The 15,952-nt window shown below is 36.3% G+C and carries 11 protein-coding genes; 7 read left to right on the top strand and 4 right to left on the bottom strand.

The genetic code is table 11. From position 1 onward, the window contains the following. Positions 1-4 precede the first annotated feature (4 nt). From GOQ17_RS06940 to GOQ17_RS06925, 4 genes are all read left to right on the top strand, one after another. Positions 5-1,390, top strand: a complete 1,386-nt coding sequence (locus GOQ17_RS06940; protein WP_159636564.1) for an NADH-quinone oxidoreductase subunit N — start codon at positions 5-7, stop codon at positions 1,388-1,390. Between the two features lie 109 nt (positions 1,391-1,499). After that, positions 1,500-4,022: a DUF5686 family protein gene (locus GOQ17_RS06935; RefSeq protein ID WP_159636563.1), complete on the top strand. Its 2,523-nt coding sequence runs from the start codon at positions 1,500-1,502 to the stop codon at positions 4,020-4,022. A 2-nt stretch (positions 4,023-4,024) separates the two neighbouring features. Next, the gene (locus tag GOQ17_RS06930) at positions 4,025-4,804 is read left to right on the top strand and encodes an enoyl-CoA hydratase-related protein (RefSeq protein WP_159636562.1); all 780 of its coding nucleotides are present in this window, start codon (positions 4,025-4,027) and stop codon (positions 4,802-4,804) included. 32 nt (positions 4,805-4,836) lie between these two features. Then, positions 4,837-5,883 (top strand): AI-2E family transporter, encoded by a 1,047-nt coding sequence (locus GOQ17_RS06925; RefSeq protein ID WP_159636561.1) that lies wholly within the window; start codon positions 4,837-4,839, stop codon positions 5,881-5,883. Here the strand turns inward: GOQ17_RS06925 and GOQ17_RS06920 are convergent, their stop codons facing one another. Then, positions 5,884-6,522: a 4'-phosphopantetheinyl transferase family protein gene (locus tag GOQ17_RS06920; RefSeq protein ID WP_159636560.1), complete on the bottom strand. Its 639-nt coding sequence runs from the start codon at positions 6,520-6,522 to the stop codon at positions 5,884-5,886. It lies immediately after the preceding gene. A 123-nt stretch (positions 6,523-6,645) separates the two neighbouring features. Here GOQ17_RS06920 and dcd point away from each other — a divergent pair, with 123 nt between their 5' ends. Beyond that, positions 6,646-7,182, top strand: a complete 537-nt coding sequence (gene dcd, locus GOQ17_RS06915) for a dCTP deaminase (RefSeq protein ID WP_159636558.1) — start codon at positions 6,646-6,648, stop codon at positions 7,180-7,182. A gap of 85 nt (positions 7,183-7,267) precedes the next feature. Here dcd and GOQ17_RS06910 read toward each other — a convergent pair whose 3' ends face one another. From GOQ17_RS06910 to uvrA, 3 genes are read right to left on the bottom strand one after another with little or no spacing between them, the layout of a single operon-like run. Continuing rightward, the gene (locus tag GOQ17_RS06910; RefSeq protein WP_159636557.1) at positions 7,268-7,711 is read right to left on the bottom strand and encodes an RrF2 family transcriptional regulator; all 444 of its coding nucleotides are present in this window, start codon (positions 7,709-7,711) and stop codon (positions 7,268-7,270) included. A 42-nt stretch (positions 7,712-7,753) separates the two neighbouring features. Beyond that, a complete protein-coding gene (pafA, locus tag GOQ17_RS06905; RefSeq protein WP_159636556.1) occupies positions 7,754-9,391 on the bottom strand; it encodes an alkaline phosphatase PafA in 1,638 nt (545 codons plus the stop codon). Between the two features lie 39 nt (positions 9,392-9,430). Beyond that, positions 9,431-12,226, bottom strand: a complete 2,796-nt coding sequence (gene uvrA, locus GOQ17_RS06900) for an excinuclease ABC subunit UvrA (protein WP_159636555.1) — start codon at positions 12,224-12,226, stop codon at positions 9,431-9,433. A gap of 213 nt (positions 12,227-12,439) precedes the next feature. Between uvrA and GOQ17_RS06895 the strand changes: the two genes are divergently transcribed. Both GOQ17_RS06895 and GOQ17_RS06890 read left to right on the top strand, forming a co-directional pair. Beyond that, entirely contained in the window at positions 12,440-12,910 is a 471-nt protein-coding gene (locus GOQ17_RS06895; protein ID WP_159636554.1) for a hypothetical protein, read from the top strand. Positions 12,911-13,149: 239 nt separating this feature from the next. Continuing rightward, positions 13,150-15,900 (top strand): TonB-dependent receptor, encoded by a 2,751-nt coding sequence (locus GOQ17_RS06890; protein ID WP_159636552.1) that lies wholly within the window; start codon positions 13,150-13,152, stop codon positions 15,898-15,900. Positions 15,901-15,952: the final 52 nt, after the last annotated feature.

Below are 15,952 nucleotides of genomic sequence, written 5' to 3'. Positions count from 1 at the left end.
ATTTATGGGTGCGATTATTACACTGTCACTTTTGGGAATTCTGGTTTTATATTTAGGCTTATATAAAGCGAAATCTTTGCTGTTGCCTGTTACCATGTTGGGATTGGTAGTCGCATTGGGATTCGAAATCTCGGCTTGGAATAAGGGCGTAAGTCCTATTTATAATGGCATGGTCTTATTTGATAATTTTGCCTTAGCCTTTTCCATTCTTTGTATCGTTATTACTGGGCTTATTTTATTTCTGAGCAAAGAATATTTTCGTGCGATAAGTAATAATGTCGCTGAATATTATTGCTTGATACTGTTCTCGCTAACTGGTGCATTGATGGTATGTTCATACCACAATCTTGCTATGCTTTTTATTGGTATAGAAGTAATGTCAGTAGCGTTATATATTTTGGTAGGTATTCGTAAGACAGATTTTGCATCGAATGAAGCAGCATTGAAGTACTTCTTAATGGGAGCGTTCTCGACAGGATTTTTACTATTCGGTATTACGTTATTATACGGAGCAACAGGCACATTTGATATTACGGGTATAAAAAATTATTTGATAGATAATCCAACAGCTCTATCTCCATTATTCTATGGTGGAATACTATTGTTGTTAGTAGGATTGTTATTCAAAGTCGGTGCAGCGCCATTCCATTTTTGGACACCAGATGTGTATGATGGGGCGCCAATCTTGATTACTTCTTACATGAGTACAGTAGTAAAAGTGGCTTCATTCGCGGGTTTTATCAAGCTATTTAGTTATGTCTTTTCTCCATTACAAGATTTCTGGACACCTATATTATTGTTGATAATAGTCATTACATTATTTGTAGGAAATATAACGGCATTAATGCAATCCAGCTTCAAGCGAATGTTGGCATATTCAAGTATTTCACATGCAGGTTATATGCTTTTTGCTATTATTTCGTTGGGAGCGAATGCAAACTCAAGTATTTTGACTTACGGTTTTGCGTATTCGTTAGCATCTGTAGCCGCATTTGCAGGGTTGATTTTAGTGAAAAGAAGTCATGGTTCTGATCAGTTTGTAGCGTTTGATGGTTTAGGAAAGACGAATCCATTATTAGCTCTAGTTATTACTGTATCGATGTTGTCTTTGGCAGGTATTCCATTGACAGCAGGATTTATCGGTAAGTTTATGTTATTTAGAAGTGCAATGGCAGATTACCATATTATCTTGCTAGCATTGGCTGTGGTAAATGCAGCAATTGGTGTATATTACTATTTACGCGTTGTTGTACATATGTACTTCTATCCGAGTATTACTGGAGAAGATACTGTTGCTGTTCCGACAAGTTTTAATGTGGTTTTAATTCTTACGCTTTTGCTAACAGTTTTGATAGGTATATATCCAAATTGCGTCATATCATTATTATAAGATATATAAATTTTAAGCGACAAGCTCTTCATTTTGAAGAGCTTTTTTGTTTAGAATAATTTTGAACTTTAAGCACAAATTGTATCTTTATAATTGAGCCTTAAGGTATATGAAAAGAGCGGATTACAGTCAGATACGATTTATATATGCTATTCTCGTTTTGCTACTTTCAGTAATAACTGTACAGGGACAAGTGCGTATTCGCGGTAAAGTTATCGATGCTGCCACGAAAGAGGCGATTGTGACGGCTAGTATAAAGGCGAATGCAGAAAATGTTGGGACGGCAACAGATAAATCAGGTAATTTTTTATTAATTCTCCCCAAGCCATCAAAGGAAATTATGGTAACTGCTCTCGGTTATGAGGCGAAAGTTGTCTCTATTGACTCTACTGTGTCCTATTTGGAAATTGCATTAGATCATAAAAATTTTATAATAGACGCTGTTGAGGTAAATAGAAGACGTAAATATGTCAATCGAAATCCTGCAACGGAACTCATCGATTTGGTTATCAAAAATAAAAACCTCAACAAATTGGAAAAAAAGGATAGCCTTTATTTTGAGGAATACTCTAAACTTAAGTTTGGTTTAATGGATCCCAAAACTGTTTTTGCAAAGGGAGGAAAGGATCTTAAGTTTTTCTATACCAATGTAGATAGCTCTGTTGCTGATAATAAGGAGGCATTAAGCATTTATATGCAAGAAACCTTATCCGACAATTATGTGCAACAGAATCCAACTCGGACTAAGAAGATAATTAAAGCCGAAGAAAAAACTGAATTTGATTCTAGATATGTAAATAATCCCAATATTGAATCTTTTATGGGATATATGTTTCAGCCCATTGATGTATATGAGGAGAGTATTTATTTCATTAATAAGCAATTCCTAAGTCCGATAGCGAGTAATGCAAAGATGTATTATAAGTATTATGTGAAAGATACTATTCGGACGGAAAAGGACTTTTTTGTGCGCTTAGAATTTGAGCCACGCAATCCTACAGATTTGTTGTTCAAAGGTCAGCTGACTATTTCTATGGATGGGCGATATGCGGTGAAGGCAGCTCAGATGCAGTTAGACGAAAAGGCTAATGTAAGTTGGGTAAATGATTTAAAGTTGAAACTTTCCTATTTCAAGGATGACTCAGGCGTGATGTTACAGGATACCTCGGATATAACGGTGCTTTTTGGAAGAGGCTCTAAAGATGCCTTATTTGGTCGTAGGCTGAGTATTAATAGTAATTATGATGTAAGTAATAATCCTGTTGATAATGTATTTGCTGGAGCTCCTATTGAAAAACGGTTGTCGTCAAGTTTTTCCCTACAAGGATATAGACCGGTACAATTATCACTGACAGAACAAAATACTTATAAAAACATTGATAGCCTTAACAACCTCTCTTCTTTCCGAACTATGATGGCTATGGGGTATTTGTTATCACAAGGCTATTATTCTTTGGGAAAATTTGAGTTGGGGCCTTTAGAATATTTATATCACAGAAATAGTGTAGAAGGAAACAGAATTCGAATAGGAGGTCGTTCTACTGCAGCTTTTTCAGAAAAAGTATACCTAGAAGGCTATATGGCTTATGGGCTTCGAGATCAGGACTTTAAGTATAATCTCAGAACGGCTGTGTCTTTAAACGGAAAATCAATTACGACCTTTCCGGCGCACTATCTTGAAGGCTCTGTGCAGCATGATATTTTCGAACCTGGCAAAGGAATTGGATTTCTGAAAGGAGATAGTTTCTTCAGGAGTTTTCGATCAAATAGGCCAACAAAATTTTTGAATACGGATGCATATCGATTGGGGCATTTAATAGAGTTTGGTAATCATTTCAGTTTATCATCTCAGATGACCTTACAACGTCGCAATCCGATCGGTGATTTGCGATTTGCATTATCTGCAGATTCCTCAAAATTTCTTGATAATATCAATACTTCGGATTTACAGTTTATATTGCGATGGGCGCCTAATGAAAAATTCTATTATCGCAATTTGACGCGTAATACAATAATTGAGAATTATCCGGTATTCAATCTGCAATATAATAGAGGGTTGAATGGATTTTTGGGCGGACAATACAACTATGATGCGTTGCGATTTTCTGTATCAAAGCGTTTCTTTTTGAATCAATTGGGATTTGGAGACGTTACAGCATCCGCAGGAAAAATTTGGGGAACCTTGCCTTATCCGCTATTAGAAATGCCAAATATTCAAGAACAAAATGATCGACATACAATTTCTTATCAGCGAGTAAATTCTATGGAGTTCGTTGCAGATCAGTATTTGAAATTAGCCTACGATCATAGATTGAACGGATTTTTGCTCAATAAAATTCCTTTGGTCAAGCGACTTAAATTAAGAGAAATCTTCGGGACAAGAATGTTTTGGGGAGATTTATCTAGTACAAATAATCCATACATGAGCAATGAAGTAGTTTATTTTGATAAAGATAAAGAGGGTAAAATCATGACAAAGGTAATGGGCAAAGAACCTTATTGGGAGGGATATGTAGGATTGGATAATATATTCCGAATTTTGCGCGTTCAATATTATTTACGAATGACATATAATGAGGTGAAAGAACCTATCAAAGATCGATTTAGATTATCATTACATTTTAGTTTTTAAGTATGGCTACATATGAAAATATCCTTGTAAATCAACAAGACAAAACGGCTATTATCACAATCAATAGAGAAGACAAATTAAATGCATTGAACTCTCAGACTCTTAAAGAGTTGTCTGAAGTGTTTGACAAGTTGTCGGAAGATGCGACTGTGCGAGGGATTGTTTTGACGGGTAAGGGCGAAAAAGCTTTTGTTGCAGGAGCAGATATTAAGGAGTTTTTGAGTTTGAATTCTGCTGAAGCAAGTGAGTTATCGCGTTCAGGGCAGCAAAATGTGATGAATAAAATTCAACATTTTCCGAAGCCTATTATTGCCGCTATTAATGGATTTGCTTTAGGAGGAGGTTTAGAACTTGCGCTAGCTTGTCATATACGTGTTGCGGTTGAGTCCGCCAAAATGGGACTCCCAGAAGTGTCTTTGGGTATTATTCCTGGATATGGGGGCACGCAGCGCTTACCACAATTAGTGGGTAAAAGTAAGGCTTTGGAAATGATATTGACAGGAGATATGGTTGACGCACAAGATGCATATCAATGGGGGTTGGTGAATCATGTCGTCGCAACTCAAAGTGAGCTTTTGGCAAAATGTATTGCATTATTGGAGCGAACCTATACACGCTCTTTTACCGCTATTACGGCAGCAATTGATGCGGTAAATGTAGGTATTGTTGATGTGGACAAAGGATTTGAAAGGGAAATAGAATTGTTTGGGAAATGCTTTGGATCAGCTGATATGAAAGAAGGCGTTGCAGCATTTTTAGAGAAGCGCAAACCAAACTTTTAATCGTTTGTTGTTATTCATAAAGACTAGCTTCTATGAATAACCCTGTTTTTTCGCAAAAAGAACGTAATATCATCATTTTGCTTATTGTTCTTGTGCTTGGTGGTATCCTATTGTATGCCATGAAAGGTATCTATGGTGCTTTTTTGGGTACGTTTGTGATGTACGCGCTCTTTAGAAATCTAAATATTTTCTTGATTGAGAAATGGCGTTGGCCTCGATCATTATCCTCTGTTTTTATTATACTTCTTTCTTTAGTAATCATTGTCCTTCCTTTTGCAGGAATAGGAGCTATGCTGGTGAATAAGGCTGTGGAGCTAAAAAACAATCCAGAATGGCTCACTAAGCTTATTGATGCTATCAATAATTTTGTTGGGGACATAGTAGGCAAGCCTGACCTGCTCAAAGAACAATTAGAATCAAGTGCGGCATATTTAGGAGGGCTTATGACCATTGTGCTAGGGGGAGCTGCAAATGTTTTTTTGGAAGTTTCGGTCATGTATTTCATTTTGTACTTTTTGTTCATTAACTACAAAGGTTTTGAAAATAGCTTTGTGCATTATATGCCTTTTGATGAGGAAAATGCAGCTGCTTTTGGAGAAGAATTAAAGAACATTACTTATTCCAATATTATTGGTCAGACATTTATTGCTATTGTACAGGGGACATGTCTAGCTATAGGTTTCTGGATTTTTGGCGCAAAAGATGGGTTCTTTTGGGGGGTCATTTGTGCAATTCTTTCTTTTATACCATTGCTTGGTCCTCCATTAATTTTTGTTCCCGCATCAGTTATTTTGATCTCTCAAGGTATGACCTGGCAGGGTATAGGGTTGCTACTTTGGGGATTTGGTCTGGTGATCAATATCGATAACGTATTACGGTTGGTAATTGCTAAAAAGGTCGGCGATATACATCCCATTATTACAGTTGTGGGTGTGGTGATCGGGATTCCTTTATTTGGACTTATGGGACTAGTATACGGGCCTTTACTCTTGTCTTATTTCATTATTGCAGTAAAAATTTATAAAGCAAATAAACGATTGGCACTCAAGAAACAAATGTTGGAAGATAGTCTGAAGTAGCTATTCTACAGCATAGCCAAGCATATAATTCTGAAATTGTTCGTAATAAACTTCGTATGTAACTGTCTTTCCTTCTTTTGTCAACTCTAATAACATCACACCTTGTGGTTTGTAATTAAATGGCTTTATGGTCATGTCTTCTAAAAAGGAGACTCCCTTATTCCCCTGAAGTTTATATACGGCTTCTTTAGCACACCAGCATGCGTACAGTTGAAGAATATCGTGTTCGGGATTTATAAATTTTAATTCTTCGGCTTTGAGGAATTTTTCTTTTATACGTACGACTTTGTCCATGACCAATTCCAAATCCATTCCACATTCGCCTTGCGTACTCAACATTACGCCGGCATACTCGAAAGAATGTGTTAGGGAAATTTTATAAGGATAATCGGGTAAATAAGGTTTTCCATTACTATCAGATGGGCAGTTGATGTACTGATGAGTTTGTAGCAAGTAACGTAGTAAAACACGAGTGGCTAACCAGTGTAAGGTGCGCTTCCCTTTACTCAATTGGCGAAGTTTTTCTTGTTCTATTTCATCCAATTGCAATTTGCTTAACAATTCGTCTGCTGATTCTTCAATTTTCCAAATCGCAAATTTTGTTTGGGTATTTAATTCTCTGAGATAAACTAGCGCCATACTCAAATGTACAAATTAAGTAAATAAAAAAGTACATATCGTCGGCTTTTGATTTGCTTGGCTACGGTTAATACTGTATTTTTGAAACCTATTTGGTTTATTGCCAATGTAATATTAATCCGTATGATTTTATCCGATAAAAGAATTCTTGAAGAAATAGAAAATGGTAGCATCGTAATCGAGCCATTTGACAGAAAATGTCTAGGGACGAACTCATATGATGTTCATTTGGGAAAGTACTTAGCTACTTATAAGGACGCTGTCTTGGATGCGAAAAAGCATAATGAGATTGTACATTTTGAGATTCCAGCAGAAGGATTCGTCTTGGAGCCTGGTAAATTATACTTGGGTGTTACTTTAGAATATACGGAAACACATGGTCACGTACCATTTTTGGAAGGAAAGTCAAGTACTGGTCGTCTGGGTATTGATATTCATGCGACAGCTGGTAAAGGTGATGTAGGCTTTTGTAATACATGGACGCTTGAAATTTCTGTAGCTCAACCTGTTCGTGTATATGCGGGAATGCCGATCGGACAATTGATTTATTTTGTAGTGGAAGGAGATATTGAAACGTTGTACAACAGTAAAGGTAATGCTAAATACAACAATAAAACTATCCGTCCAGTAGAAAGTATGATGTGGAAGAATGCTTTTTAATAATTTGAAGAGCAGAGAGTATAAAAGGAAATGCGCTTGTGATATTATTACAAGTGCATTTCCTTTTATAACGTATTTCAGACATTTAAGAGTCTAAGCTAAAGCCTAATTCTTTTTCTTTGTTTATCAAAGATGCAATACTTGTGTCATTCAAGATTTGCAACATCGCATTGCGCACATCGACAAAAGTATCACGGATACCGCAAGCGTGCTCTTCTGTACATTCATCACAAGAACGATAGAAATTTAAGCTTACGCAAGGTAATAATGCAATAGGGCCGTCAATTAAACGCATTACTTGAGATAGAAAAATATCTTCAGGAGCTTTATTTAAACTGTATCCGCCACCGGCACCTTTTTTAGAATATAATATACCTGCATTACGCATTTCTAATAAGATTTGTTCAAGAAACTTTTTTGGAATACGTTCTTCTTCTGCAATTTTAATGATTTGCATAGGCTCCTTTCCATAGTTTCTTCCCAATACCATTAAAGCTTTAATGGCGTATTTTGTCTTTTTAGAAATCATAAGTTTTGTGATTTTAACCTCAAAAATACAAAATTTTATTGTTTATTGCCCTAAGACTTCCACAATTGGCTTTCCAATAGAGCCATTAGGTTCCATTACATGCAATAGCGAAGCCAATGTAGGAGCAATATCTGTGCTATACACTTCTTTATTGCTCTTGCCCGGTTTGATTCCCCAACCCATGAATACCAATGGGATATGTGAATCGTATGAGGACCAAACACCATGAGTAGTCCCAGTACTGCGTGGCGTACCTGAATACCACTGAGGTTCAGCAACTATTTGGATCACTCCACTATTTTTTCGGTTGTAGCCATTGATTATTTTTTCACGAATCGGGGCAGGAATAAACATATTTTCCGCATTCTCCATATCCACTACGTAAGCTATGCCGTCTTGTTTTTTTAGATTTTTAATTATAGTCTTTTTAATTTCTTGATCATCAAGATTTAAAGAGTCAATCAATTTATTATTGAGATGAACTTGATAATTCATCATGCTTATTACAAGTCCTTTATGACCAAATTTGGAAGTCAATTCAGCATCAATTTCTTTTTGGATCTGTCTCAAAAATAAATAGCCACCACTGCCTTTTTGATCAGTATAGAATAAAGGATTATAAGAGGCTGCGTGATCAGAGGTTAAGAAAAATGTATAGTTTCCTTTTCCAACTTTATTATCTAAATATTTTAAGAATTCTGCGATATCTCTATCCAAACGCAAATAGGTATCTTCGATTTCAATAGAAGATAACGAATAACGGTGACCTACATAATCTGTTGCAGACAAGCTGACACATAGAAAATCAGTACTTTTCGTGGGGTTATTTCCTAGATTTTCATTTTCAATAGCTGCTTTTGCAAAATCCAATGTAAACGTATTGCCTTGGGGTGTAGTTTTGATCAATTCCAAACCTGCATCTTTCATTAGTGCAGATGTTTTGCGTGGAAAAGTAGGTGATTTTTCGCCAGCCCACTTTCCTTCGTATATGTTATCGTCAGTGATGCTGTTAACGTAAGTTTCAATAGGATATAACGTATTCCAATCTTGCTTTAAATATTTTTCAGCTAAATGCTGCTTATTGAATTTTCCTACCCAGTTAGGCAAATTTTCCATGTAGAAAGTACTACTTATCCAATCTCCAGATTTTGATTCAAACCAATAGGCGGCATCAGCAAAATGCCCAGCAGGCAATATTCCTCCTCTATCTTTAATCGCTATTCCAATAACTTTTGATCTGAAATTGGTAGCTAATTTGAGTTGATCGGTTATAGTTGAGGCTAATAAGTTGCGTGGTGATTGTTTGCCTTCCCTTTCTTGAGTTCCAACACCTTTCACATTATCATCTTGCGTGCAATACATTTCTTGCCCACTTGACTGTATTACCCAATCATTACCCGCAATACCATGTATGGATGGAACAGATCCTGTATATACTGTGCTGTGTCCTATAGCGGTATAAGTTGGGATGTAGGGAATCAGTGTATTTTCGCAAGAAAAACCTTCGTTTAATATTCTTTTGAAACCATCATTACCATACCTGTCTGCAAATTGATATAAATAATCCCATCGCATTTGATCCACCATCAAACCAACAACTAACTTTGGCCTTTCTACTTGTGCTATAAGCGCGCTTGAAGTTGCAAAAAGCGAAACTACTGCTATTAATAATCTTTTCATTTTAAAACAATTAGAAACTAAAAATAATAAAATTAAAGCTTATTTAAGGTGGTTGGTTAAATAATGTCCCGTAAAACTTTCCTTACATTTCAATAAATCTTCAGGAATACCTGTAAAGACAACATTTCCGCCACGCTGGCCACCTTCGGGACCAATATCAATAACCCAATCAGCAGATTTAATCATATCCATATTATGTTCAATCACCAGGATACTGTTGCCGAGAGCTATTAAATCATTGAATGAACGCAAAAGCTTTTTGATATCATGAAAATGTAACCCTGTCGTTGGCTCATCAAATATGAACAATGTTTTTTTGCTGTTGTTTCCTTTTATTAAGAAAGAAGCGAGTTTTATTCGCTGCGCTTCTCCCCCAGATAAAGTACTAGACGACTGACCTAATTTGACGTATCCCAAGCCAACATCTTGTAGTGGTTTTAATTTTGCAAGGATCTTTGGTTGATCTATAAAAAAAGTTAAGGCTTCGTCAACACTTAAATCTAAGATATCAGAAACAGATTTCTCTTTATAATTAACATCCAAGACATGTGGTTTAAAGCGTTTTCCACCACAAGCTTCACAAGGCAGCACAATATCCGCCATAAATTGCATTTCGATCTTAACCTCACCATCTCCTTGACAAACGTCACATCGCCCTCCCTCAATATTGAATGAAAACGCGGCTGGTTTTAAGCCATTTGCCTTGGCTGCTGGCAATCCTGAATACAAGGTGCGGATTTCATCCCAAGCTTTCACATATGTTACAGGATTGGAACGAGAAGATCGTCCGATAGGATTTTGGTCTACTAATTCAACTTGCTCTATTTGTGTAATATCACCATCAATACCATCAAATTGCCCAGTTTGCTCACCAGAATAGTTACCCAAGGACTTCTGTAAAGCGGGATAGAGCACACGTTTTACCAATGATGTTTTACCAGATCCTGATACGCCCGTGACAACAGTAAACACATTTAATGGAAAATCAACAGTAATATTTCTTAGATTATTCTCTCTGGCGCCTTTGATAGTTATTTTGTCCGTCCATTTGCGTCGTGATTTGGGAACAGCAATTTCCATTTCGCCACTTAAGTACTTCCCAGTAAGGGAGTTGTTATCTTGGATAATTTGCGTGTAATCTCCCGCGAATATTAACTGTCCTCCATTGATGCCTGCTTCAGGACCAATATCTATAAGGTAATCAGCAGCTTCCATCATTTCTTGTTCGTGTTCTACCACAATTACAGTATTGCCTATATCACGTAGAGATTTCAAAACGCCAATCAGTCTATTTGTATCTTTTGGATGAAGACCAATGCTTGGTTCATCAAGTACATAGATCGAACCGACTAGAGAACTTCCCAAAGAGGTTGCTAGATTAATACGTTGAGACTCCCCTCCAGATAAGGTGTTGCTCAGGCGATTCAGCGTTAAATAGCGTAATCCCACATCACATAGAAATTGAATACGATTTGTAATTTCGGCAAGTAGACGTTTTGCAATGATCTGCTCATTTTTACTTAACTCGATATTTTTGAAAAAAACAAGGAGCTCATCTATTGGAAGTAGCACGAGATCCAATATTGATTTGTCACCAATTTTTACATAAGCAGCATCTTTTCGTAGGCGCGTACCTTTACATTCTGGACAATCCGTTTTACCTCGATATCTTGATAGCATTACACGGTATTGTATTTTGTATGTCTGTTCTTCGAGTTCAGTAAAGAAATCATTTAATCCACGAAAATATTTATTTCCAGTCCACAACAATTCTTGCTGCTCAGACGTGAGGTCCGAATAGGCGCGATGAATTGGAAAATCGAATTTAATTGCCTTACTAATCAAGACATCCAGCCATTGCCCCATTTTTTCTCCTCGCCAAGGCGCAATAGCGCCATCATATACCGATTTACTTTTATCCGGAACGACTAAATCAGGGTCTATACCAATGATTTTACCATATCCTTCACAACGTTTGCAGGCTCCATACGGATTGTTAAAACTAAAAAAATTAGGTGACGGCTCTTCGAAAGCAATCCCATCCAGTTCAAATTTTTCAGAAAAATGTTGGACATCTCCATTTATATCAATGTAACATTCGCCTTTGCCTTCGAAATAAGCTGTTTGAATGGAGTCAGCAAGACGTGACATGGTTTCCTCTTCATCATCTAGTCGAATCCTGTCAATCACAATGCGAATGTCTCCCGTTTTGAAGCTTTTATTAGAAATGGATTTATCATCGATAATACTTTCAATCTTTTGTATAGCATCTTCGAAAAGTACACGAACAAATCCTTTTTGAAGTAATAGACTTAGTTCTTCTTTCAATTTGCGATTAGAAGGAAGGAGCGGACTGTATACCGTTACGGTTGAGCCAACCTCATTTTTAAGAATATGGCTAACTATACTCGAAACTGAATCTTTAGTTACTATGTCTCCTGAAATCGGAGAATAAGTTGTTCCAACACGTGCAAAGAGTAATTTTAAATAATCATAAATCTCAGTAGAAGTTCCCACCGTAGAACGCGGGTTGGACGTGATGACCTTTTGCTCGATTGCAATTGCAGGAGCAATACCTTTGATATAATCCACCTCTGGCTTATTCATACGCCCCATAAATTGTCGCGCATAGGAGGAAAGGCTTTCTACATAACGTCGTTGCCCTTCTGCATATAAAGTGTCAAAAGCCAAGGAAGATTTTCCAGAACCCGACATACCTGTAATAACGACTAACTTATTTTTCGGGATTTCGACATCAATATTTTTTAGATTATTGACACGAGCACCTTTGATTTGGATATATGATTTGGGATTAAAATCCTTATTTTTTTGCATAACCAACAAAGTTAATCATTTCTAATAAGTTGATGGTTAAATGAACGTAAATGATTCTAGTTTTTTTATCTATGGAGAGTAATAGAATATTTGTGTATTGTTGCGTGGCTTAATATATTTAACTAACCATGCTCTTATAAGTAGGTATTTTTATTTTTTCTTAGTAAATTAGTTGTTTGTTATGGTATGTTTGTGTAATACAACTACCGAAACATGACAATCATTATTTTAGCTATCTCAATAGGAGTCTCCCTTCTTATATTCCTTATTTATTCAAAAAATTGTAATTCCGCCAAAGTGTTTGATAAAAAAATTAATCTATCGGTCAATTTAGATTTTAGCCAAACACAGCTAAAATTAGATAACAAATACGGTTCTCTTCTTTTCAAAATCCATAATATTAATGAGGGTTGTAAATCATTTTTTATAGAGAAGATTAGGTTCAACACATCAAAGCTTAGTTTGAGAAATTTCAATAGCCTACATGTCAGTTCACCGCTCAAACATGAGGGTGTTGTATTATCTGTAGGTGTTAAGCGAACAGAAGACTCAAATTTGTCGGATTTTGCTAATATATCCGTAATTATTTCTGGATTTTTGGTTGAAGAAAATCATCAAAAGGTAAAATTCAAAAAATCTATACCTGCCCAACTTATTCAAATTCAGGAGTTGGTGGATTATTAGCTATAAATGTTGTTACTCTCCCTATCATTTGGTTTAATGACTTATTGATTGCTTAATATGCTTGTGATCTGTGTAGCAGGTTTATAAATAATTGTTGTTGAGAAATAATACCGTATTTAGTAGTTGCCTAGCAATATTTGGTGAGTCAAGGTTTAATTTTTGTCCGACATCTACTAAGGAGTAAATTATTATTTAAAATAATTCTAAATAATGTATATTTGCCGCAACTTTCTGTTACTATGAAAAATAAGTTCTTAACCGTTGCTATCCTTAGTGGTGTTTTAAATACAAATCAGTTGTTGGCTAATGCAACCAAATACAACTTTGATTCTTTATTTATAAAGCAAGATGTTGTAATAAACGGATCGGTACATGCTGATGGTAAAGCGTTAAGTGGTGCTACTGTAACTTTGGTCGAATTACAGATCGTAACAGCCACAAATGCGAAAGGCGAGTTTACCTTTAATAATTTGCCAAAAGGAAATTACTCTATTCTAGTTCAATATACTGGGATGAAGTCGCAAACAGCAAAAGTCAATCTAAGTCAACCAATTCGAATAGATCTACAAGGCAATACTATTGATATTGATGGTGTGCAAGTTGTAGGAGAGCGATCGACTGTCAAAGGAGCTACATCAACACATATCTCACGTCAGGCAATTGAACATCTTCAAGCAACGAGTATTGCGGAAGTTCTGCAATTGCTCCCAGGACAAACGATAACTAATCCGGATTTCTCAAGAATGAACTCCCCTAATATTCGTCAAATAAGTAGTGATCCCTCTTCGGGTACTGCTGATGCTAACGCTAGAAAGGTGTCATCTATTGGCACTTCTATAATTATAAATGGAGCACAACTTTCTAATAATGCGGATATGCAAGCGGTTAATACATCTGTGGGAGGAACCCTGTCGAGTTTTAATAATTCAACAGGTTTAGGCACAGATTTACGACAGATTTCAGCCGATAATGTGGAATCTATTGAGGTGATTCGTGGTATTCCTTCTGTCGAATACGGAGAGCTTACTTCGGGAGTGATTGATGTGAAGACTAAGGCAAGTGTTGAGCCTTTGCAAGCAAAATTTCGTCTTAATCCAACAGCGAAACAAGTGTGGGTAGGTCAGGGTTTTGCTATCGGTAAAGATCAAGGAGCTTTGTTTGTCGACGTTGATTATACCCATGCGGCGAGTTCCCAAAGAACTGCAAGTGAGTCTTATCAACGATTTAACACATCATTTCAATATACCAATAGATTTGGATCGAATAAAAACCTATATACGAATACAACGCTTGCGCTAGGTGGTTATTACGATGATGCTAAAATTGATCCAGATTTAGAAATAAATCAGGTAATTAATAAGGCTGAAAATTATGACTTACGTTTTTCAACGAATGGAAGATGGACTTTAGATAAAAAATTTGCTAGGAGCATAAATTATGTTTTGTCAAGTCAACTTGGGTTCCAAAATGGTTTTCAGCAGCAAATTAATAGAGGAGAAATATCTGCGGTATCGAATTCGATCGTAGATGCGACAAAAGAAGTAGAATATTTACCTTCTAGCTATTTGCAACAGATTTATTTAAAGGGCAAGCCTCTAAATATTCAGGCCAAAATTTCAGATAATTTTTATCTATTCACAGGAGAGGCGCGACATGCATTTATGATTGGTGCTTCTTACACCATGGACAAAAACTTGGGCGAAGGAAGGTCATTCGGCGAAGGCTTACAACCGAGAACAAATGATGGTCTTGGCTATAGACCACGAAAGTTCAGTGATATACCGGCATTAAATCAATTAGCTTTTTATGCAGAAGATAAAGTGAATGTGGATTTATTTGGTAAGCCACTAAATATTTTAGCCGGCTTGCGTTATGATGTGATTCAGCTTGGACGTGATGACAAGAAATCAGCTCTATCTCCACGAATAAATGCGTCTTATGATATTTTCGATAATGTAACGCTTAGAGGAGGTTATGGATTGAGTGCAAAAGCGCCATCATTAATCTATTTATATCCTGATCCTGTGTTCGTGGATATTTTCAGTTTAAATTATTACAAACAAGATCCAAACGAACGTTTGGCATTGATGACCACACGAGTTTTTTCTGCGGAAAATAAAGATTTGGAAATGGCTGTTTCCAAGAAAGCAGAAATAGGGGTAGACTACAAAAAGTTCTCCGTTACCTTGTACAAAGAGAAAGTGGATAACGGTTTTGATTTATATCCATATTATAATTTTGCTAATGTGCCGATGTATTCGGTAGCGAATCAATTGCCTGGACAGAAGCCGGAATTAAGTGCCGATATAAAGGATTCATTATATATTGTAGACTACAACCGTGCAACGAATGGGGTTAATATTGAAAATAAAGGCATAGAATTCGACTTTGACTTTGGTAGATGGAAAGCTATACGTACTTCATTTATTTTGAATGGAGCGTATTCTTATACGAAGCGTTTGGACAATAATCCTTATGTATATGCGCGTCGCGTAGCTAATCAGCCTTATAATCAATTGGGTGTATTTGAAGGACGCGGAAGAGAATATTCTCGATTCTTGACTACATTAAGAACAGTTCACCAAATTCCAGAAATACGGTTATTAGTCACACTTACCGCACAAACGATTTGGTCTGATAAAAATAAATATTTGAATTACACGAACCGTCCGTACGGTGTCATTGATGTACTAAAGGGTAATGATGGAAGTGTTAGAATGCTGTCTGCATCTGAAATAGCGGCAATTCCAGAAACATCAGGCTTGTATCTTAGTGTAAGCGATGATTATTATAAGGAAGAATCTTGGAAACCTCTTTGGTTATTCAATACGAAGGTGACGAAGGAGTTTGGTATGAACTATGGTTTCTCTTTTTATGTAAATAATATTACGAATAGTCGACCATATGTGCAAAGTAAGCGTAACCCTACGCAATATGAGAAACGTAACATTCCGATTTTTTTCGGTAGTGAATTAACTATTAAATTTTAATACTTATTCAGATGAGAATTTTACATATACTTTGTCTTATAGTCATTACATA

The sequence above is a fragment of the Sphingobacterium composti genome, from assembly GCF_009829075.1.
In the GTDB taxonomy this organism is placed as follows: domain Bacteria; phylum Bacteroidota; class Bacteroidia; order Sphingobacteriales; family Sphingobacteriaceae; genus Sphingobacterium; species Sphingobacterium composti.
This window is presented reverse-complemented; position numbering and strand designations above follow the sequence as displayed.